Below are 18,858 nucleotides of genomic sequence, written 5' to 3' on the forward strand. Positions count from 1 at the left end.
GGCCGGACACCTCGCCTCAGCAGCTGCAGTCGCACCCGCAGTCGCAGGATTCGCAGCAGTCCCCGCAGTTGCTGCAGCAGTCACAGGCGTCGCAGCAGTCGCACTGACTGCACAGTCCCTCGCGGCGCTGATGGGTCCACAGGTCGTTGAAGGTGCCGCAGCACATCTGGCAGGTGCAGGCCAGTCCCGCCCACACCAGGCAGCCCGCGATCAGACCGCGCCGGTCGCGCGGGGGCTCGGGCGGGGGCTGCGGCGGGCCGACGGGGCTGCCGGGGCTCGGCGCGTACGGATTGCCGGGCGGCGGCCCGAAGGACCCGCTCCGCCGCACACCTGACGGAGGGACAGCTCCGTCCACGGCCGGGCCGCCTGCCCGGTGCGAGCATGCCGTGGTGCCGAACGCCCGGTCCACCGACTGCCGCAGTTCGTGCACCAGCAGCACATGGGCCAGCTTGTCGTCGGTGAACTCCGCGTCGCGCAGCGCGTCGTCGCAGAGCCGCCGGGCCTCGGCCCGCGTGGTGCCGGTCGCGGAGGGGGTACCCCCTGGCCCTTTAGGCCTTGGGGGAGGGTTCCAGGCACCCGACGCGGCGTCAGCTTCCTGGTCCTCCACGGCATCCAGCAGATGCGCCAGGCGTCCGAAGAGGCGGCCCGCCTCGGCCAGCGGCTCCGCGTTCTGCGGCTTGCCCGCGAGTATCGCGGTGTGGGCGAAGGCCGCCGAGGTGACGGCCTCGGTGGGCTCGGTGACCATGAGCAGCGGGGTGCCGGGCCCGGCGAGCAGTTCGATGCCGGTCTGCCGGTCGACGGCGTCGACGAGCAGCGCCGTGTCGAAGCCGAGCTGTGCGGCGGTGCGCGCGCCGGCCCGGTCCCAGCCCGCGTCGACCCGGCGCGCTGCGGCGGCGACCGGGCGGCGCTTCAACAGGCCGTCCCGGTCGGCTACGTGGTCCCGCACCTTGGCCGATGCCAGCACCAGGGAGACGGCGGCGGCCGGCCTGGCTCCCTCGCCGCGGGCGACCGGAGCGGTCCGCATGGCGCGCAGCGGGCAGGGCCCCGCGGTACGTCGCCATCCGGTGGTGCGCTCGGCCTGAGCCTCCGTCAGAACCGAGACGATGAGACCGTCATAGTTCGTGACGATCCGGGCGAATTACCCGTGGTCGGAACGGAGTGCCAGACAGAGCCCGCAGAGATGGGCCATCCACTCGGTCCTGAGCCCCTCGGACAATGCGGTGGGAACAGGGCCTGACGATTCCGAACACGACGATCCCCCGAGAGTCGTTCACCTGTGCGCCGCGCTCGTGCGCATGCGCGACGTGCATCGTATCGAGGGCTCCGTTCACCCATACGTCCCCCATGTCACCCGTACGGAGCGGTGCATCATATTTTCTTTCTTTCAGGCCCCTGATGTGGGAGGAACCTTGACGAACCGCCACATCTTCTGCACCAGTACCGTCACGAATCCCCTGCGCGCCGACTATCCACTTGGCGCACGATCCGCATCATGGACGACCATAGGGATACGAAAGAGATGCGGAACACCACGGAACCGCGGTGAGAGGAGGCGTCCATGGGATCGGTGCGCAAGGCGAGTGCCTGGCTGGGCCTCGTAGAGGACAACGACGAGCGGTACTACGACGACGACGAGTACGCCGAGGGTGCACGGACCGGGACCGGTCAGGCCTGGGTGACCGACCCCCGGGTGCAAGTGGCCTCCGAGGCGGCCGAGGAGACGGGCCGCCGGATCGCCACCGTCACCCCGGACAGCTTCCGGGACGCGCGAGCGATCGGAGAGCTCTTCCGGGACGGCGTCCCGGTGATCGTCAACCTCACGACCATGGACCCCACCGACGCCAAGCGCGTCGTGGACTTCGCGGCGGGGCTGACCTTCGGACTGCGCGGCTCGATCGAGCGCGTGGCCACCCGGGTCTTCCTGCTGACCCCGGCCGACACCCAGGTGGTCAACGGCGAAGCCGTCGGCCGGCCGGCCGACGGCTTCTTCAACCAGAGCTGAGCAGGGCGCTCGCCGGACCGGTCTACCGGAACGCGTCGAGGCCGGTGAGCGCCTTGCCCAGCACCAGCTGGTGCATCTCCACGGTTCCTTCGTAGGTGAGCACCGACTCCAGATTCGTCGCATGGCGCATCACCGGGTACTCCAGCGAGATCCCGTTGGCACCGAGGATCGTGCGCGAGGTACGGCAGATCTCGATCGCCTCCCGCACATTGTTGAGCTTTCCGAAACTGACCTGTTCCGGGCGGAGCCTGCCCGCGTCCATCCGCCGGCCCAGATGGTGGGCGAGCAGGATGCCTTTGTGCAGTTCCACGGCCATGTCCGCGAACTTGGCCTGGGTGAGCTGGAAGCCACCGATCGGCCGGCCGAACTGCTCCCGGGTCTTCGCATAGTCGAGGGCCGACTCGAAGCTGGCGCGCGCCGCGCCCATCGCTCCCCAGACGATGCCGTAGCGGGCATGGCTGAGGCAGCTGAGCGGGCCGCGGAGACCGGTGACCCCGGGAAGTACGGCATCGGCCGGCAGCCGTACCTCATCGAGGACCAGCTCGCTGGTGACCGAGGCGCGCAGGGACCACTTGTGCTTGATCTCGGGCGCCGAGAAGCCCGGGGCGTCGGTCGGCACGACGAATCCGCGGATTCCGCCGGCCGCGCCGGCCTCGTCGGTCTGCGCCCAGACGACGGCGACCCCGGCGACCGAGCCGTTGGTGATCCACATCTTGCGGCCGGTGAGCACCCAGTCCTCGCCGTCGCGCTTGGCGTACGTCCGCATCCCGGCCGGGTCGGAGCCGTGGTCCGGCTCGGTGAGGCCGAAGCAGCCGATGATCTCGCCGGCCGCCATACCCGGCAGCCACTGCTGCCGCTGCTCCTCGGAGCCGAAGCGGTGGATGGCGTACATGGCGAGCGATCCCTGTACGGAGACGAGGGAGCGGATTCCCGAGTCAGCCGCTTCGAGCTCCAGGCAGGCCAGTCCGTACTGAACGGCGGTGGCGCCCGCGCAGCCGTACCCCTGCAGGGACATGCCGAGGGCACCGAGCGAACCGAGCTCGCGGGCCAGCTCACGGATGCCGGGCAGCTCGCCGTTCTCGTACCACTCGGCGATGTGCGGCAGGACACGGTCGGTGGCCCAGTCGCGGACGGTGTCGCGGATGGCGAGGTCCTCGGCGCCGAGCAGATCGTCGATGCCGATCGGGTCGGCGGGGTCGAAGGGCGGGAGCTTCGGGGACTCAGTGGTGGACATGAGGGTGCCTCCGGCGGCTCGCACGATACTAAAACTAGCAGTGTTAGTTATGGTGTCGCACCGACGTTACGGCTCAGTGGCCCGCCCGTCCAGAGCCGGTCGCCTCGGCGGGTCGGCGCCGGGCGGACAGCGGGCGCGGCCGCTGCGTGGGGCCCGCGGCGGGCGCCTCGTGCGTTCCGTGGAATTCCGGCGCCTCGCTCCGCCCCGGCGACTCACGGACATCGTCGGCCTCCTGGGGTTCACGGACACCCGGCGACGGGCACTCCATCACCCGCGGCAGCCGCAGCGCGGCGAGCGCTCCGACCAGCAGCAGAGCCGCACTGACCAGCAGCGTGACATGCAGCCCGGTGATGAAGGAGTGGCGGGCCGTGGAGCGCAGCACCTCGCCCAGCGGGCCACCCAGCCGGTCCGCCACCTGGTATGCCTCGCCCAGCGAGTGGGAGGCGGCCGCACCGTCCACGGCGGGGACGCCCGCTTCGGGAAGCTTCGCGAGTCCGGGGGCGTAGGCGGCGTTCATGACGCTGCCGAGCAGAGCGATCCCCATGCCCGCGCCCAGTTGGTAGGAGGTCTCGCCGATCGCTGCCGCGCCGCCCGCCCGGTCGGCGGGGGCCTCGCTGAGCATGGATTCGTACGCCCCGAAGAGCGTGGACTGAAGCCCGAAGCCCAGTGCGACGAAGGCCGCGGTCAGCAGGCCGGGCCGGTCGTGCTGCCCCATCGCGGTCAGGGCCAGCACCGAGGCGGCTGTGAGCACGAAGCCCCAGCCGACCATCCGGCGCGGCCCGATGCGGCGCAGGGTGTACGAGCCGGTGGCGCCCGCGGCCATGGCCGCGAAGGTGAGCGGCAGCAGCCGCAGACCGGTCTGAAGCGGGCTCAGACCCAGGACGAGCTGGAGGTACTGAACGGCTATCAGTTCCAGCCCGACCAGAGCCAGCATGGCGAGGATGATGCAGCCCACCGCGGTCGAGAAGGCGGCCCCGGAGAACATCCCGATGTCGATCAACGGATGCGTACGGCGCTTCTGACGGCGCACGAAGGCTATGAGCAGTACGGCCCCGATCAGCAGCGGGGCCAGTGTGGCCGGGCTCAGCGGCCCCTCACCGGTGCCCGCCCGCTTCACTCCCAGGACCACACCGAGCACTCCGGCCGCGGCCATCAGCGCGCCAAGCACATCCCACGGGCCGTCATTGCTGCCGCGTGACTCGGGGAGCAGCAGGCGGCCGACCGGCAGGATCAGCGCCATCAGCGGGATGTTGATCAGAAAGACCGAGCCCCACCAGAAGTGCTCGACGAGGAAGCCGCCTATGACGGGTCCGGTGGCGGCGCCGACGGCGGCGACCGCGGTCCAGACGCCGATCGCCACGGCCCGTTCGCGCCGGTCGGGGAAGACCTGCCGGAGGATCGACAGCGTCGCCGGCATGATCATCGCGCCGCCGACGCCGAGCAGGGCACGCGCCGCTATCAGTACGCCGGGGCTGTCGGCCATCGCGGCGATCGCGGAGGCGACGCCGAAGAGGGCATAGCCGAGCAGCAGAATGCGGCGTCGGCCGACGCGGTCGCCGAGGGTGCCGAAGAGGATCAGCAGCGAGGCGCAGACCAGGGGATAGGCGTCCACGATCCAGAGCAGACCGACGGCACTGGGCCGCAGGTCCTCGGTGACGGCGGGGACGGCGACATGGAGCACGGTCGAATCGAGCGCGACGAGCAGCAGACTGAGGCAGAGGACAACAAGGACGACCCATCGATTGGCACCGTCGGCGGCTGAGCGCAGCCGGATTCGGGCTGTGGTCGTCCCGGACATGCATGTACCTCCCAAAAGGTCCCTCGCGCTCGGCAGGCCAGCCGGGGATGCAGCGGTTCGCTGCCCCTCGGGGCCCGGCATCGACGGGCGAGTGATCCGTCAGCGTACGCGAGTTCGGAGCACTCACACGTGGTCCACCTCATACCCCGATGGGCCGTGGAGTGTGGCGTACGCCACGCCGAGCCGCCGCTCGGGACCCGCTCGGACCTGCACGAACCCGCGCGGACGGCTTTCGCACCCGGCACAGAAGGTACTCGGCGCGACTCCTGGAGCGTGCGCCGGGCCCGCACCGAAAGCGTTCGGTAACCGGACGAACACCATCCGTTCCACCCCTCAGGGAGGTCGGAGAAATTCATACCGGCACCCTTGCGCTTTTCCGTCCGCACGCAAACACCCTTCCGAAATGAGTGCGAAATCAATAGCGCAGAGACCCACCGATATGCTTCTTCGGGGCGGGAATTAAGGCCCGGCTGAGACATAGTCCACATCACATCGTCATCACAAAGAGACCGGATCGACCTGTTCGCGCGCTAACTCGCTGTAACGTCGATTGGGTGCGTACCGACATCTTTGCCCGCCTGGACCGGGAGCCGGAGCCGCCGAAGATAGAGCCACCGCGGATGAGCCGTCACCGCATCGCTCTCTTCTGCGGGACGTTGGCGTTCTATCTCGCCATCGTCGTTGCCGTGCTGGTCTCTTCCTGGCTGGTGGCTCTGGACTGGAAGGTCATGCTCTTCCGGCCGTATCAACAGTGGCCGGAAATCCATGCCTTCCTCGACTACTACATCGTGCTCGGCCAGCGCGGACCCACCGCCACCATGGTCGCCTGCTGGCTCGGCTGGCGCTCCTGGCGGCAGCACACACTGCGGCCCCTGCTGACGCTCGCCGCCGCACTGCTGCTGCTCAATATGACGGTCGGCGCGGTCAAGATCGGCCTGGGGCGGCTCGGTCCGCACTACGCGACCCAGATCGGCTCCGCGGAGCTCTTCTCCGGCGGCGATATATTTCCGTCGGGCCACACCGCCAACGCGGTCGTCACCTGGGGGATCCTCGCCTACCTGGCGACCACCCCGCGGGCCAGGCGCTACCTGTCGGCCACGTCGGCGATCGTCTCGCTCGGCGTCGGACTCACCACCGTCTACCTCGGCACGCACTGGCTCAGCGATGTGCTGCTGGGCTGGGCGGCGGGACTGCTGATCCTGTTGGGCCTGCCCTGGGTCGAGCCGCTGATCACCCGGGCCGAGGCCTGGATCTTCGCCCAGCGCGAGATCCTGCGGGGACGCGGCCGTCCCGTTCCTTCCATGCCCGTCGCAGCCGGAGGGCCCCGGACCGTACTGCTCCCGCAACCGGACGGCGGCGACGCCGTGGCGGAGAGCCCGGTGCTGGAGCCGGTCGCCGCGGGAGGACACACAGCGACCACAACGGGCACGGTCACGGGCGCCCGCTCGCGTGCACACCCGGCGCCCCCGGCGCATCTGGTGCGCTCGGAGCGGACCCCGGTCACCCCGGCCGGCAGCCGCCGCCCGCCGCACGCGGACCGTACGCCACGCGGCGGCACCACCCCCGCCCGCCCGATGACCGGCGGCTGAACCCCCCGGGAGCAGCGGGACCGGTACGCACAGCCGCTCCCCCGCACGGTGAAGGCCCCGACTTCGGTCGGGGCCTTCGCTCATGCCCGGGCCCGGAGCCCGGGGCGCAGGGATCCTCAGCCCACCCAGCAGCGGGTGACGACGGCATCGGCGACCTCGAAGTTGATCCGTCCGCTCCGGAACTCCATGGTGATGATCGCGCCCGGCGGCAGGGATCTGACGGTGCTCCAGCCGTGCCTGCGGGCCCGCTGCTCGGCCGCGTCGACGGAGAGGCCGACGTACGCACCGGGTGTGTCGTCCGGCTGGGCGGGAGGAGTCGGTATGGGTGCCATGCCTCTCACCGTAGGCGGCCGCGGACCACGACGGAAGCCGGGGCACCGGCCACCGCACGGCATCCTCACGTCCCTCGGCGGTCACGCTTGTGTCACAGGATCACGACACGCGTGCCGCTCGGATCACGCCACCCGAGCATGCGGCCCGCTACCGGACACACAGTAACCACACAGGCCGGAAAACAATCACACGGAAGGCCCGAAAACAAAGCGGAATATTCCATGTCGAACAGCCGGAATTCCCGGGTCGAATAGCCTGCGTAAATGAGCGTGCCACCGAGAATTCACGCTTCCTTATGGCAGCCTTATCTTTTGGTCACAAAATCCGTACCACGGGCCGGGGACAGCCGCCCACCGCCGCCCGGATAGCGGACAACCCGAGCCGTCCCTGTATGGCGACGCCGGAGGAGGCGCTCAGCCCAGGGCCCGGGACAGCCGGTCCCTGGCCGCCCTGATCGCGTCATTGAGCTCCGGCGGTTCGACGACCTCGAAGTCGATCCCCAGCAGCATGACGTGGATGACCAGCACATCGAGACTCGCCGCCCCGGCGCGCAGCAGGCAGCTGTCGGCGCCTTCCGCCTCCAGCACCCCTGAGGACGGCGAGATCCGTTCGGCCGCGCGCTCGATCCCCACCTTCAGCCGGATCACCGCGTGCGTCGCGTACACGGTGGTCGAGATTCCCTTCGCGACATAGGCGGCCAGATCCTCGGCCGGTGCGTCGCGGGGGACGAATCTCGGGCCGTGCGGCGGCGTGGGCGTGATCCGGTCCGCGCGGAACGTGCGCCAGTCCGCGCGGTCCAGGTCCCAGGCGACGAGATACCAGCGGCGCTCGGTGCACACCAGCCGGTGCGGTTCGACGATCCGGCGCGATACGGAGCCGGAGTGGTCCCGGTACTCGAAGCGCAGCCGCTCGCTGTCCCGGCAGGCTCCGGCCAGTTCGGTGAGGACACCCGGATCGGCGGTGGACGCGCCGGGTCCGCGAAGCAGCGGCACGGTGAAGGTGTTCAGCGCGTTCACCCGGCGCCGGAGCCGGTTCGGCAGCACTTGTTCGAGCTTGGCCAGGGCGCGTACAGAGGTCTCGCCGATGCCTTCGACGCCATGGCCCGCCGCAGTGCGCAGCCCGACGGCGACGGCGACGGCCTCCTCGTCGTCGAGGAGCAGCGGCGGCAGCTGGGCACCGGCGCCGAGCTGGTATCCGCCGCCGGTGCCGGGGCTGGCGTCGACCGGGTAGCCCAGTTCGCGCAGCTTGTCGACGTCACGGCGGACGGTCCGCGGGGTGACCCCGAGCCGTTCCGCGAGATCGGCGCCCGACCAGTCCCGGTGGGCCTGGAGCAGAGAGAGCAGGCGCAGCAGTCGTGCCGAGGTCTCCAACATGGGGCGAGTCTGCCAGGGGTTGCGGACAGCCTGCGTCCGCAACCCCTGCCGACGGTCTACCGGGCTTGCGCCGGATCCGGTACGAGCCGTACGCAGAGATCGTTGTCGGCCGAGTAGCAGGGGACGGCGCGGACGCCCTCCCCTGCGCTGCGGCCCGGGTAGACGAAGCTGTTCTTGCGGTCCCAGACGTCGTCGAGGATGCGGGAGATCCGTACGCCGTCGGCCGGCTCCCCGGCGCCCGTCCCGGGGAGCAGCCAGAGCGTCCACAGCTGCTGCTCGGTAACCGGCCCGGTGCTCAGCCGGTCGAGCGGAAGAGTGAAGGAGAACGTGCCTTCCTTCCCGGCCACCGGCACCCGGCAGACCCTGTCGGGGGCGCCGGCCAGTCGCGCCTCGACGCGGGCGTCTTCCCCGAGGCGGGTCCCGTACAGCGTGCCCTCGACGGTCATCTTGCCCCCGTCGAAAGTGACCGGCCCGGCCTCGGCGTGCGGTGAGCGGACCCAGCAGCGCACGGCGAGCCGGCCGTCGACGGTCGGGTACGGGATACGGACCGCGATCCGCCCGGTCTCCGGGGTGCGGTCCATGAGGAGCCGCACATCCCTGATTCCGGGCTCGACAGCCACCGCTCCGTCGTCGTCCGCGCCCGGCTCACGCACGTAGACGTCCCAGCGGCCTTCGGCGGGCGCCACGGTGCCCGGCAGGACCGCTCGCAGCCGTCCCCCGCCGAGCGGGCTCAGGGGCAGCCGTACGGTGTCGCCGTCGCCGCCCGTGCCTTTGGCCCCGCGCAGCCGCAGAAGCAGTTCGGGCGTCTCCCCGGCCTCGCGGCGACGGAGGTCGAGGTCGAAGGTGATCCCGCCGTCGGGGCCTGCGGTGCAGTCGGCTCGTGGCGTCTGTCGCTCTGCGGAGACGGTCATGCGGGCTTCCCCTTGCGGATGACATCGGCAGCCTTGTAGCGCAGGGCGTACGCCCCGTCCAGCACGGTGCCGCGGGCTCGGTGCAGTGTGGTGCGCAGAGCGCCGTGCGAGCGGTCGCGCGGGGCTCGGGAGGCGAGTTCGGTGAAGAGCCGCTCATGGCGTTCGGCGATCCGTGACGGGTCGAACCGCTGAGACGCGGCCAGTGCGGCGCGGCCCGAGCGGTGCCGCGCTTCGTCGTCGCCGATCAGACCGAGCAGGGCGTCCGCCACCGCCGTCGCGTCACCGACCGGCACCAGCCGTCCGTCGGTGCCGTCCTCGATGATCTCGCGCGGGCCGTGCGGGCAGTCGGTGGCCACGACCGGCAGGCCGCAGCGCATCGCCTCGACGATGGTCATGCCGAAGGACTCGCGGTCCGAGGTGACTGCGGCGATCGCCCCCTTGGGCCACTCGGCCTCCAGCGGGTTGACCGGCCCCATCAGGAACACGTGGTTGTGCAGGCCGAGTTCACCGATGAGTGCGAGCAGCGTCTGGCGTTCGTTCCCGGTCGCGTCGCCGCCGCCGTAGATGCGCAGCCGCCAGTCCGGACGGACGGCGACCACGTCGGCGAACGCCCTGACGAGCAGGTCGTACCGCTTGACCTTGTGCAGCCGGCCTGCGGCGATCACCCACTTGCTGTCGCCGTCGGCGGGCGCGATCCCCGGCTCGGGCACACTGTTGGGAATGGCCTCGATCCGTACGCCGGGCAGCTTGAGCCCGGTCCGGTAGGCGCGGGCGTCGGCCTCGGTGACTGTGGTGACCGCGTCGAGCAGGGCGTAGCGATGCCCGATCTCGCGGCGCAGCCGGTAGCTGTGGCTGTCGAGGGTGAGGTGCTCCTGCCCGATCCGGACCGGACCGAGCCGGGCCTGCCTGCTGATCTGCACATTGAGCCCCGGCCTGGTTCCGACCACGACATCCGCGTCCAGGGAACGCAGATGGTCCGCCACCCGCGCGTCGGTCAGCCTGCTGTACTGGCGGTACCTGCTGTCGCCACGCGGGAACACGGTCGCGGGACGGGCGTGCTCGGCCGCGTCGCCGTCGTATGACGGGCTTTTCTTCCGCAGGTCGACGAGATGGCTCATGCGCACGCCTTCGGGGGCGCCCAGCGCGGGGATGTCGCGGTGCCGGAAGACCGACACGATCTCGATGTCGTGGTGCCCGGCCAGCGCCCCGGCGAGATTGAACGTCGTACGGATCGTGCCCCCGACTCCGTAGGCGTTGTGGAGCAGGAAAGAAATGTGCATGAAACGCCATATCTCCTGGTTCGGCTGGTCGGCGGGGGGACGGCACTTGCCATGACGGCGCAGACCGGCCGGCGGTTCATTCCGGGCACCGGCCAGTTTCAGCCACCCTCATACTCAACCGTTTTCCTGATTTGTCGATGTATCGGTGAACCGCCCCATGGCCGAGTCGACCACATCGCCGTACGACAAATCGGGAGAAACCGGTCGTAATTGGCCCCTCGGGTCCCGAGATTCACCCTCTGCGTCGGACGGTTCGATTACGTTCCCTTTCTCGCGTGACCCCTGCCGCAGATCGCCCGTTGTCTTCTGCATGAGCCGGGAACCGCCCGGCGCACGCACCGAGTTCGAGGAGCCACCCGTGCCGCGCATGCTCGACGTCAGCGAGGACGTACGCGCCGAGATCGGCGACGCCGAAGCCGACCGGCTGCTCGTCGGCGACAACACCCCAGGCAGTTACGACTGCACCTCCTGCCGCACCCCTGGTGACTCCGAACAGGAACGCACCAGCACGGTGCTCTTCGTCGGTGACGAAACCGCTGTCCTCGCCTTCGCCCACGCGACCTGCATCCCCTCGCAGGTCGTCCAGGTCGCCGAGGAGCAGCTGCAGGGCGCCGTACGCAGCATCACCGGCAACGACGCGGAGCACCCTGAGCACCTTGAGTACCCGGAGGGCCTCGGCCCCGAACAGGCCGTCCTCGGGATCACCAGCGGCCTCGTCCTGATCGACGACGAGCTCCACCCGGCCCTCGTCGTCGAGCCGACCGGCGCGATCGCCCGCCCGGGCACGGACGGCAGCCGGGGCGACGAATTCCTCCAGCTGCTGCTGGAGCAGGGTTTCCACCCGGTCCACCGGATGGACCAGGTGCCCGCGGTGCTGCACGGCTGGTCGGTCCTGCTCGCCATGGGCCAGCTGCACGCCGTGCTCCAGCCCGGCACCGGCGGCGGCGCCTCGGTCGCCTGGTGGCAGGCGCACGCGCCGCTCCAGGTCACCGAGGGCTGGCGGACCGCGGCCAACAAGTCGCAGACCGTGCTCGTCTTCGCCGCCCCGGCGGGGGCGATCGGCCAGCAGCCCCGCGAGGACCTGCTGCGCGACGCTCTGGACAGGGCCGCCGCCGGCGGGCTCCTGGTCGCCGCGGCAATGCCGCTGGCCGGGACCTGATCATGGCCGTCGGCTCTTCGCACCCGCGGCGAACAGCTATTTCTCCGCCGGGCCCGCATCCGACGGACAATGGGGTCGTTGGCACATACGTGCACTCATACGACTCCTCCCACCAGCGCCCGAGCCCGATCCCTGCCATGCGTCCCTCGCAGGAGCCATCGGGCGGTCAGTCCCAGACTCCGATCTACGACGCGCTGTACTCCGAGTACCGCCGGTCGTTCCGGGCGCTGCCGGGTGATCGTAGCGGCGAGGAGCATCTCGGCTTCATGGCCTTCGGCGCCGGGCTCTTCGGCAGCCGCGTCCCGCTCAGCAGCCACTCCGGTTTCTCCGGCCTCACCACTGGACTCTCCAGCGGCCTCTCTGTACCCAGCGGGGCCACCGGACACGGCAGCGGCCCGAGCACGCACACCGGCAGCCTCGGCTCCTGGCAGCGGGTGGGCCGGCACTCCGGGCGGGCCCAGCCTGCGGCGCTGCCCCCGGGGTCGGGATCGAGAGAGGCCTGACCGTACGACGGAGCCCCGGACCGTTTCGTATGTGAAACGGTCCGGGGCTCCGTCACGGGGCCTTGTGTGCTACTTGTTGCGACCGCGCTTCTCGCGGACCCGCACCGAGATGTGGATCGGGGTGCCCTCGAAGCCGAACTCCTCGCGCAGCCGGCGCTCGACGAAGCGCCGGTAGCCGTGCTCCAGGAAGCCCGAGGAGAACAGTACGAAGCGCGGCGGCTTGGTGCCCGCCTGGGTGCCGAAGAGGATGCGGGGCTGCTTGCCGCCGCGGACGGGGTGCGGGTGGGAGGCGACGATCTCACCGAGGAAGGCGTTCAGCCGGCCGGTGGGGACGCGGGTCTCCCAGCCGGCGAGGGCGGTCTCGATCGCCGGAACCAGCTTCTCCATGTGCCTGCCGGTGACGGCGGAGACGTTGACCCGCGGGGCCCACGCGATCTGCGCGAGCTCCGTCTCGATCTCTCGCTCCAGGTAGTAGCGGCGCTCCTCGTCGAGGGTGTCCCACTTGTTGTACGCGATCACCAGGGCGCGCCCCGCCTCCACCGCCATGGTGATGATGCGCTGGTCCTGGACGCTGATGGACTCGCTGGCGTCGATCAGGACGACGGCGACCTCGGCCTTCTCCACGGCGGCGGCGGTGCGCAGCGAGGCGTAGTAGTCCGCGCCCTCCTGGAGGTGGACGCGGCGGCGGATACCGGCCGTGTCGATGAACTTCCAGGTGATGCCGCCGAGCTCGATCAGCTCGTCGACCGGGTCACGGGTGGTGCCCGCCAGCTCGTTGACGACGACGCGGTCCTCCTTCGCCACCTTGTTCAGCAGCGAAGACTTGCCGACGTTGGGGCGGCCGATGAGGGCGATCCGGCGCGGTCCGCCGATCGCGGTGCCGAAGCGCTGCGCGGGGGCCTCGGGAAGTGCTTCGAGTACGGCGTCGAGCAGGTCGCCGGTGCCGCGGCCGTGCAGCGAGGAGACCGGGTGCGGCTCGCCGAGGCCCAGCGACCAGAGTGCGGTGGCGTCCGCCTCGCCGCTCTGTCCGTCGACCTTGTTGGCGCACAGCACGACGGGCTTGCCGGCCCGGCGCAGCAGCTTGACGACGGCTTCGTCGGTGTCGGTCGCGCCGACGGTCGAGTCGACCACGAAGACGACCGCGTCGGCGGCCTCGATCGCGTACTCGGCCTGGGCGGCGACGGAGGCGTCGATGCCCAGGACGTCCTGCTCCCAGCCGCCGGTGTCGACGACCTTGAAGCGGCGGCCCGCCCACTCGGCCTCGTAGGTGACACGGTCGCGGGTGACGCCGGGCTTGTCCTCGACGACCGCCTCACGGCGGCCGATGATCCGGTTCACCAGCGTCGACTTGCCGACGTTGGGGCGGCCGACGACGGCGAGCACGGGAAGCGGTCCGTGACCGGCCTCGCCGATCGCGCCCTCGACCTCTTCGGCGTCGAAGCCCTCCTCCGCGGCGAGCTCCATGAACTCCGCGTACTCGGCTTCGCCAAGCGCTCCGTGCTCGTGGTCCGAGCTGTCGGAGTGAATCTGGTCGTTCATGAAGTCCGTTCCTCTTTGCATCATCATCGATGGGCCACGACCACGCGGCCCACTACTCAAGTCTTACCTAGCGACCGGTGAAACGCCTGGCCTCGTCCAGGTGAGCGCTCAGGCGCCCCTGGATCCGTACCGTCGCCTCGTCCAGCGCCCTCCGCGTCCGCCGCCCACTGCTGTCGCCCGCATCGAAGGCATCACCGAAGACGACGTCGACCCGGCTGCGCAACGGCGGCAGTGCCGATATCAACCGTCCGCGGCGCTCGGTGCTTCCCAGTACGGCCACGGGCACGATCGGCGCCCCGCTGCGTACCGCGAAGTATGCGAGCCCGGCACGCAGGGAGGCAAAGTCGCCCTCGCCCCTGGTGCCCTCGGGGAAGATCCCGAGCACCCCGCCGTTCTCCAGCACGCCGAGGGCGTGGGTGATGGCGGTGCGGTCGGCGGTCGTGCGGTCCACCTTCAGCTGACCGATTCCGCGCAGGAACGGGTCGAGGGGGCCGACGAACGCCTCTTTCTTGATCAGGAAGTGGACGGGCCGGGGCGCGGTGCCCATCAGCATCGGACCGTCGATGTTGTGGGAGTGGTTCACCGCGAGTATGACGGGTCCGGAGGCGGGAACCCGCCACGCACCGAGGACGCGGGGCTTCCACAGCCCGTACATCAGCCCGATGCCGATCCCGCGCCCGACCGCTGCGCCGCGCAGCGTGGGCGAGCCCGTGGCTTGGGTCACTTCGCGGCCCGCTTCTCCTCGACGAGGGTGACGACGCACTCGATGACCTGCGGGAGGGTCAGCTCGGTGGTGTCCACCTCGACGGCGTCGTCCGCCTTGGCCAGCGGAGAGGTCTTGCGGCCGGAGTCGGCCGCGTCCCGCTTGATCAGCGCCTCCTTGGTGGCGGCGAGATCGGAGCCCTTGACCTCTCCGCTGCGGCGGGCGGCGCGCGCCTCCGGCGATGCGGTGAGGAAGATCTTCAGGTCGGCGTCGGGCAGCACCGTGGTGCCGATGTCGCGGCCCTCGACCACTATGCCGCCCTCGGCGGCGGCGGCGATGGAACGCTGCAGCTCGGTGATCCGCGCACGCACCTCGGGGACCGCGCTGACCGCGCTGACGCGGGAAGTGACCTCCTGCGTACGGATCGGTCCCGAGGCGTCCTCGCCGTCGACGGTGATCGTCGGGGCGGCCGGGTCCGTGCCGGAGACGATGACCGGCTTGGCGGCGGCGGTCGCCACCTCCATCGCGTCCCGCACGTCGATGCCGTTGTTCAGCATCCACCAGGTGATCGCCCGGTACTGGGCGCCGGTGTCCAGGTAGCTCAGGCCGAGCTGGGCGGCGACGGCCTTGGACGTGCTCGACTTGCCGGTGCCGGAGGGCCCGTCGATGGCGACGATCACTGCGGCCGGGGCCGTCCGGGCGGCGGCGCTTGCGGTTTCCACGGTGGTGGACACCTTCCTGGTACACGGGGCGGGCGGGACGGGGGCGCGCGAACCCGCCCCGCACAAGGTTACCGAGTGTCGGAGCGGTCCTCTGCACCCCTGTGGACAACCGCCTCCCGGGCCCGCGGCCCCAGGCCTACTGGCGCAGCGACCAGCCACGGTCGCGCAGGGCCGCGCTCAGTTCGGGGGCCGCGCTCGGCTCGACCATCAGCTGGACCAGGCCCGCCTGCTGCCCGGTGGCGTGCTCGATGCGGACGTCCTCGACGTTGACCCCGGCCCGCCCGGCGTCGGCGAAGATCCCGGCCAGTTCGCCCGGGCGGTCACTGATGAGCACGGACACGATCTGGTAGGAGGCGGGGGCCGTCCCGTGCTTGCCGGGCACCCGGACCCGGCCCGCGTTGCCGCGGCGCAGTACGTCCTCGATGCCTTCGGCGCCTTCGCGGCGCTTGTCGTCGTCACCGGACTGCAGACCGCGCAGCGCCCGTACCGTCTCGTCCAGATCGGCGGCGACCCCGGCCAGCACGTCGGCGACCGGGCCGGGGTTGGCGGAGAGGATCTCCACCCACATCCGGGGGTCGGAGGCAGCGATCCGGGTGACGTCCCTGATGCCCTGACCGCAGAGGCGTACGGCGGTCTCGTCGGCCCCCTCCAGGCGGGCGGCGACCATCGACGAGATCAGCTGCGGGGTGTGGGAGACGAGGGCGACGGCCCGGTCGTGCGCGTCGGCGTCCATGACGACCGGTACGGCGCGGCAGAGCGCGACCAGTTCCAGAGCGAGGTTGAGGACCTCGGTGTCGGTGTCACGGGTCGGGGTGAGGACCCAGGGGCGGCCCTCGAAGAGGTCCGCGGTGGCGGCGAGGGGGCCCGATCGCTCCTTGCCGGCCATGGGGTGCGTACCGATGTACGGCGTGAGGTCGACGCCGCGGGCCTCCAGCTCGCGGCGCGGGCCGCCCTTGACGCTGGCGACGTCGAGGTAGCCGCGGGCCACGCCGTCCCGCATGGCGGTGGCCAGCACCGAGGCCACATGGGCGGGCGGCACGGCGATGATCGCCAGATCTACGCGGCCCTCGGGCGCCTCGTCCGTACCGGCGCCGAGCGCGGCCGCGGTGCGGGCCGATTCGGGGTCGTGGTCGACGAGGTGGACATGGATGCCGCGCCCGGCCAGGGCGAGGGCTGCGGAAGTGCCGACGAGGCCCGTTCCGATGACGAGGGCGGTTCTCACTGGGCGATGTCCTTGCGGAGGGCGGCGGTGGCGCCGAGGTACACGTGCGCGATCTCGGACTTGGGGAGGTACGTCTCGACGTGCGCGAGGATGCGCACCACACGGGGCATGGCCCCCACGATGTCCAGTTCCTGGGCGCAGATCAGCGGTACGTCGACGATACCGATCCCGCGTGCCGCGGCGGCCGGGAAGTCGCTGTGCAGATCGGGGGTGGCCGTGAACCAGATGCTGATCAGATCGTCCGCGACGAGGTTGTTGCGCTCCAGGACAGCGGTGAGCAGGGCGCTGACCCGCTCGTCCATGTGTCCGGCCTCGTCCTGATCCAGCTGGACGGCTCCACGGACCGCTCGTACCGCCACGTCGTGCTCCTCGCTCTTTCGTACGTGTCGCGCCTGCTGTCCGCCTGCGTGATCCTTCTTCACGGTCAGCCTAGAGGGGCGGCGCGGCGGGCGGCCGGGGTGCTCTCCCAGTGAGACGGGGCGGTGGCGCGCGTGGCAGAGCGCGTCGGCCGGAGGGCTCCGCCTGGTGGCGAAGGCCCTCCGGCCGCGCAGGGTGTTCCGGAGGAACACTTCCTTCTGCCCGGTGAACGGCCCTTGCGGCCGCCCCGGTCTCAGAGCTGCTGTTCCCGGACCAGGTCCTCGATCGAGCGGCCCTCCGGGACCTCTCCCGACGGGGTCAGTCTGTCGACCGCCGTCGGCAGCGACCGGGCGATCTCGTCGGCCGCGTGTTCCGTGGAGACCCCGGTCTCCCGGGCGACCTTCTGCAGGGTCTCGTCCGGCAGCGCCTCGGCGATCTGGGCGCCGCTGACCGCCTGGTTCTCACCGGTGCCGACCCAGGACTGCGCCTGGTCGACGAGGCCGGACTTGGTGAGCATCCCGATCAGACCTTCGAGCGCGTTGCCACCGCCGCCCGTACCGCTTTGGCCGTTGCCCAGTGCGCCCAGCAGCGCGCCGAGGATGTTCCCGGCGCCGCCGGATGCGCCGCCCTGGCCGCCACCGCCCAGCAAACTGCCCAGCAGGCTGCCGAGGTCGTTTCCCGCCATGGTTCTGCCTTTCCGGAGGGGATGATTTATCGACAATGTCGATCAGAACCCGGGCTTCTGCCACTTGAGCGGGGCGGGTCCACCGTCACACAGCGGTCGCCGGACCGGCCCGGCGGACATCGGCCAGAAGCGCCGCCTCCGCGACATCCGGATGTTCGCTGTCCCGCAGCGCGGCCAGCTGGTCCGGCCAGGGATCCACCCACCGGGTGTCACCGCCCGCCCGGACCACCACCTCCACCGCGGCCGGCCCCGCAACGGCCGACCCCCGCGCCCGCAGCGCAGCCACCACCGTGCCGATCGCCGCGATCGGCAGCACCGGCCGCGGCCCCCGCCACTCGTCCCGGATGGCATCGAGAGCGGGTCCGGCCTCTCCCCCGCGAGGGCCGGTCAGTCGAGGTCGCGGCGGACGACGGCCAGGAACAGCACCAGTCGGCGTTCATCGGGGTTCCCGGCGTCCAGGACCGTGTGCGCGGCGCGGTAGGCGGCGCCGTCCAGGGAGCTGGTGTGTTCGGCGATGGCCCGCATACGGGCCGGGTGCGACAGGTGTTCGAACCTGGTGTACAGAGCGGTTGCTTCTTCTCCGGAGTACGGAGGTGTCGTCATCGCGCTCACCGGAGGGTGGTGCGGCGAGCCTTTCCGATCACCGTCATGGCGGTGATCGTGGCACCGCGGATCTTCCGGTGCAACACGTTTTCGCCCACGTAACCTCGCCGGCATGATCACCCCTGACTCCGAGGCTCTCGTACGCGACCACACGGTCTACTCCTGCGTGATGGGCTCACGCGCCTTCGGGCTCGCCACGGACGGCAGCGACACCGACCGGCGCGGCGTCTTCCTGGCGCCGACCCCGCTGTTCTGGCGGTTCGACAAGCCACCGACGCATGTCGACGGCCCGGCAAAGGAGCAGTTCTCCTGGGAGCTGGAACGCTTCTGCGAGCTGGCCCTGCGCGCCAACCCCAATGTGCTGGAGTGCCTGCACTCGCCGCTGGTGGAAAACGTCGACGCCGTGGGCCGTGAACTCCTTTCGTTGCGAGGGGCGTTCCTGTCCCGGCTTGCCCATCAGGCCTTCGTCCGCTACGCGTTGGGCCAGCGCAGGAAGCTGGAGGCGGACGTACGACAGTACGGGGCGCCGCGCTGGAAGCACGCCATGCATCTGCTGCGGCTACTGACCAGCGGCCGGGATCTGCTGCGCACGGGCGAGCTCGTGATCGAGGTGGGGCCGGCCCGGGAGCAGCTGCTGGCGGTGAAGCGCGGCGAGGTGCCGTGGCCGGAGGTCGAACGCCGCATGACCCGCCTGGCCGAGGAGAACGACGAGGCGGCCGGGTGCTCCCCGCTCCCCCCACGGCCGGACCGGGCCCGCGTGGAGGACTTCCTGATCCGCACCCGCCGGTCGTCCGCTCTCTGGCCCGACCAGGGGTGAACGGCCCGCCCCCGCCGGTGGGCGGACC

The 18,858-nt window shown here is 70.9% G+C and carries 19 protein-coding genes and 1 pseudogene; 5 read left to right on the forward strand and 15 right to left on the reverse strand.

The genetic code is table 11. The features are described from left to right. Nucleotides 1-16 precede the first annotated feature (16 nt). Nucleotides 17-1,250: pseudogene (locus ACIPEK_RS11890) on the reverse strand (DUF5685 family protein). 308 nt (nucleotides 1,251-1,558) lie between these two features. Here ACIPEK_RS11890 and ACIPEK_RS11895 point away from each other — a divergent pair. Then, entirely contained in the window at nucleotides 1,559-2,002 is a 444-nt protein-coding gene (locus tag ACIPEK_RS11895; RefSeq protein WP_383072340.1) for a cell division protein SepF, read from the forward strand. 22 nt (nucleotides 2,003-2,024) lie between these two features. Here ACIPEK_RS11895 and ACIPEK_RS11900 read toward each other — a convergent pair whose 3' ends face one another. Beyond that, nucleotides 2,025-3,236, reverse strand: a complete 1,212-nt coding sequence (locus tag ACIPEK_RS11900) for an acyl-CoA dehydrogenase family protein (RefSeq protein ID WP_401993953.1) — start codon at nucleotides 3,234-3,236, stop codon at nucleotides 2,025-2,027. A 73-nt stretch (nucleotides 3,237-3,309) separates the two neighbouring features. Beyond that, complete coding sequence (locus tag ACIPEK_RS11905; RefSeq protein WP_401993956.1) at nucleotides 3,310-5,034, reverse strand: MFS transporter; 1,725 nt, start codon at nucleotides 5,032-5,034, stop codon at nucleotides 3,310-3,312. Between the two features lie 554 nt (nucleotides 5,035-5,588). On the opposite strand from ACIPEK_RS11905, the gene ACIPEK_RS11910 reads away from it, so the two are divergent. Continuing rightward, nucleotides 5,589-6,623, forward strand: coding sequence for a phosphatase PAP2 family protein (locus tag ACIPEK_RS11910; RefSeq protein WP_383072343.1), 1,035 nt, complete (start codon nucleotides 5,589-5,591; stop codon nucleotides 6,621-6,623). Nucleotides 6,624-6,739: 116 nt separating this feature from the next. Here the strand turns inward: ACIPEK_RS11910 and ACIPEK_RS11915 are convergent, their stop codons facing one another. The 4 genes from ACIPEK_RS11915 to ACIPEK_RS11930 all read right to left on the reverse strand — a co-directional run bounded on the left by ACIPEK_RS11915 (nucleotide 6,740) and on the right by ACIPEK_RS11930 (nucleotide 10,520). Further along, complete coding sequence (locus ACIPEK_RS11915) at nucleotides 6,740-6,955, reverse strand: I78 family peptidase inhibitor (protein ID WP_401993959.1); 216 nt, start codon at nucleotides 6,953-6,955, stop codon at nucleotides 6,740-6,742. Between the two features lie 414 nt (nucleotides 6,956-7,369). Beyond that, nucleotides 7,370-8,329, reverse strand: a complete 960-nt coding sequence (locus ACIPEK_RS11920) for a helix-turn-helix transcriptional regulator (RefSeq protein WP_401993962.1) — start codon at nucleotides 8,327-8,329, stop codon at nucleotides 7,370-7,372. Nucleotides 8,330-8,385: 56 nt separating this feature from the next. After that, entirely contained in the window at nucleotides 8,386-9,240 is an 855-nt protein-coding gene (locus tag ACIPEK_RS11925; protein ID WP_401993965.1) for a transferase, read from the reverse strand. Then, a complete protein-coding gene (locus ACIPEK_RS11930) occupies nucleotides 9,237-10,520 on the reverse strand; it encodes a glycosyltransferase family 4 protein (RefSeq protein WP_383072347.1) in 1,284 nt (427 codons plus the stop codon). Before ACIPEK_RS11930 ends, ACIPEK_RS11925 begins: the two co-directional genes overlap by 4 nt. 358 nt (nucleotides 10,521-10,878) lie before the next feature. Between ACIPEK_RS11930 and ACIPEK_RS11935 the strand changes: the two genes are divergently transcribed. Together ACIPEK_RS11935 and ACIPEK_RS11940 are read left to right on the forward strand one after the other, a co-directional pair. Further along, nucleotides 10,879-11,679, forward strand: a complete 801-nt coding sequence (locus ACIPEK_RS11935) for a hypothetical protein (RefSeq protein WP_401994064.1) — start codon at nucleotides 10,879-10,881, stop codon at nucleotides 11,677-11,679. A gap of 137 nt (nucleotides 11,680-11,816) precedes the next feature. Next, nucleotides 11,817-12,182, forward strand: a complete 366-nt coding sequence (locus tag ACIPEK_RS11940; protein WP_383072349.1) for a hypothetical protein — start codon at nucleotides 11,817-11,819, stop codon at nucleotides 12,180-12,182. Between the two features lie 69 nt (nucleotides 12,183-12,251). On the opposite strand, the gene der is transcribed toward ACIPEK_RS11940, so the two are convergent. The 8 genes from der to ACIPEK_RS11980 form a co-directional block, all read right to left on the reverse strand. Beyond that, nucleotides 12,252-13,721 carry a ribosome biogenesis GTPase Der gene (gene der, locus ACIPEK_RS11945; protein ID WP_401993969.1) on the reverse strand — a complete coding sequence of 490 codons (1,470 nt, stop codon included), beginning with the start codon at nucleotides 13,719-13,721 and terminating at the stop codon, nucleotides 12,252-12,254. A gap of 67 nt (nucleotides 13,722-13,788) precedes the next feature. After that, the gene (locus tag ACIPEK_RS11950; RefSeq protein ID WP_383072351.1) at nucleotides 13,789-14,445 is read right to left on the reverse strand and encodes a lysophospholipid acyltransferase family protein; all 657 of its coding nucleotides are present in this window, start codon (nucleotides 14,443-14,445) and stop codon (nucleotides 13,789-13,791) included. Beyond that, nucleotides 14,442-15,158: a (d)CMP kinase gene (gene cmk / locus ACIPEK_RS11955; RefSeq protein WP_401993973.1), complete on the reverse strand. Its 717-nt coding sequence runs from the start codon at nucleotides 15,156-15,158 to the stop codon at nucleotides 14,442-14,444. Before cmk ends, ACIPEK_RS11950 begins: the two co-directional genes overlap by 4 nt. Nucleotides 15,159-15,282: 124 nt before the next feature. Then, entirely contained in the window at nucleotides 15,283-16,368 is a 1,086-nt protein-coding gene (locus ACIPEK_RS11960) for a prephenate dehydrogenase (RefSeq protein ID WP_401993976.1), read from the reverse strand. Then, complete coding sequence (aroH, locus tag ACIPEK_RS11965; RefSeq protein WP_093893778.1) at nucleotides 16,365-16,727, reverse strand: chorismate mutase; 363 nt, start codon at nucleotides 16,725-16,727, stop codon at nucleotides 16,365-16,367. Before aroH ends, ACIPEK_RS11960 begins: the two co-directional genes overlap by 4 nt. 251 nt (nucleotides 16,728-16,978) lie before the next feature. Then, nucleotides 16,979-17,410, reverse strand: coding sequence for a YidB family protein (locus tag ACIPEK_RS11970; RefSeq protein WP_401993979.1), 432 nt, complete (start codon nucleotides 17,408-17,410; stop codon nucleotides 16,979-16,981). Nucleotides 17,411-17,495: 85 nt separating this feature from the next. Next, nucleotides 17,496-17,726 (reverse strand): hypothetical protein, encoded by a 231-nt coding sequence (locus ACIPEK_RS11975; protein ID WP_401993982.1) that lies wholly within the window; start codon nucleotides 17,724-17,726, stop codon nucleotides 17,496-17,498. A gap of 71 nt (nucleotides 17,727-17,797) precedes the next feature. Next, nucleotides 17,798-18,013, reverse strand: a complete 216-nt coding sequence (locus tag ACIPEK_RS11980) for a hypothetical protein (RefSeq protein ID WP_401993985.1) — start codon at nucleotides 18,011-18,013, stop codon at nucleotides 17,798-17,800. A 112-nt stretch (nucleotides 18,014-18,125) separates the two neighbouring features. Here ACIPEK_RS11980 and ACIPEK_RS11985 point away from each other — a divergent pair, with 112 nt between their 5' ends. Continuing rightward, nucleotides 18,126-18,830, forward strand: coding sequence for a DNA polymerase beta superfamily protein (locus ACIPEK_RS11985; protein WP_401993988.1), 705 nt, complete (start codon nucleotides 18,126-18,128; stop codon nucleotides 18,828-18,830). Nucleotides 18,831-18,858 lie beyond the last annotated feature (28 nt).

The organism is Streptomyces sp. NPDC088246 (genome assembly GCF_044741025.1).
Taxonomy (GTDB): Bacteria; Actinomycetota; Actinomycetes; order Streptomycetales; family Streptomycetaceae; genus Streptomyces.

Coding starts and splice junctions, on each gene's coding strand:
- ACIPEK_RS11970 (WP_401993979.1), bottom strand. CDS start 17,410: ATGGCGGGAAACGACCTCGGCAGCCTGCTGGGCAGTTTGCTGGGCGGT.
- ACIPEK_RS11940 (WP_383072349.1), top strand. CDS start 11,817: ATGCGTCCCTCGCAGGAGCCATCGGGCGGTCAGTCCCAGACTCCGATC.
- ACIPEK_RS11915 (WP_401993959.1), bottom strand. CDS start 6,955: ATGGCACCCATACCGACTCCTCCCGCCCAGCCGGACGACACACCCGGT.
- ACIPEK_RS11930 (WP_383072347.1), bottom strand. CDS start 10,520: ATGCACATTTCTTTCCTGCTCCACAACGCCTACGGAGTCGGGGGCACG.
- ACIPEK_RS11925 (WP_401993965.1), bottom strand. CDS start 9,240: ATGACCGTCTCCGCAGAGCGACAGACGCCACGAGCCGACTGCACCGCA.
- der (WP_401993969.1), bottom strand. CDS start 13,721: ATGAACGACCAGATTCACTCCGACAGCTCGGACCACGAGCACGGAGCG.
- ACIPEK_RS11900 (WP_401993953.1), bottom strand. CDS start 3,236: ATGTCCACCACTGAGTCCCCGAAGCTCCCGCCCTTCGACCCCGCCGAC.
- ACIPEK_RS11895 (WP_383072340.1), top strand. CDS start 1,559: ATGGGATCGGTGCGCAAGGCGAGTGCCTGGCTGGGCCTCGTAGAGGAC.
- ACIPEK_RS11985 (WP_401993988.1), top strand. CDS start 18,126: ATGATCACCCCTGACTCCGAGGCTCTCGTACGCGACCACACGGTCTAC.
- ACIPEK_RS11980 (WP_401993985.1), bottom strand. CDS start 18,013: ATGACGACACCTCCGTACTCCGGAGAAGAAGCAACCGCTCTGTACACC.
- ACIPEK_RS11920 (WP_401993962.1), bottom strand. CDS start 8,329: ATGTTGGAGACCTCGGCACGACTGCTGCGCCTGCTCTCTCTGCTCCAG.
- ACIPEK_RS11905 (WP_401993956.1), bottom strand. CDS start 5,034: ATGTCCGGGACGACCACAGCCCGAATCCGGCTGCGCTCAGCCGCCGAC.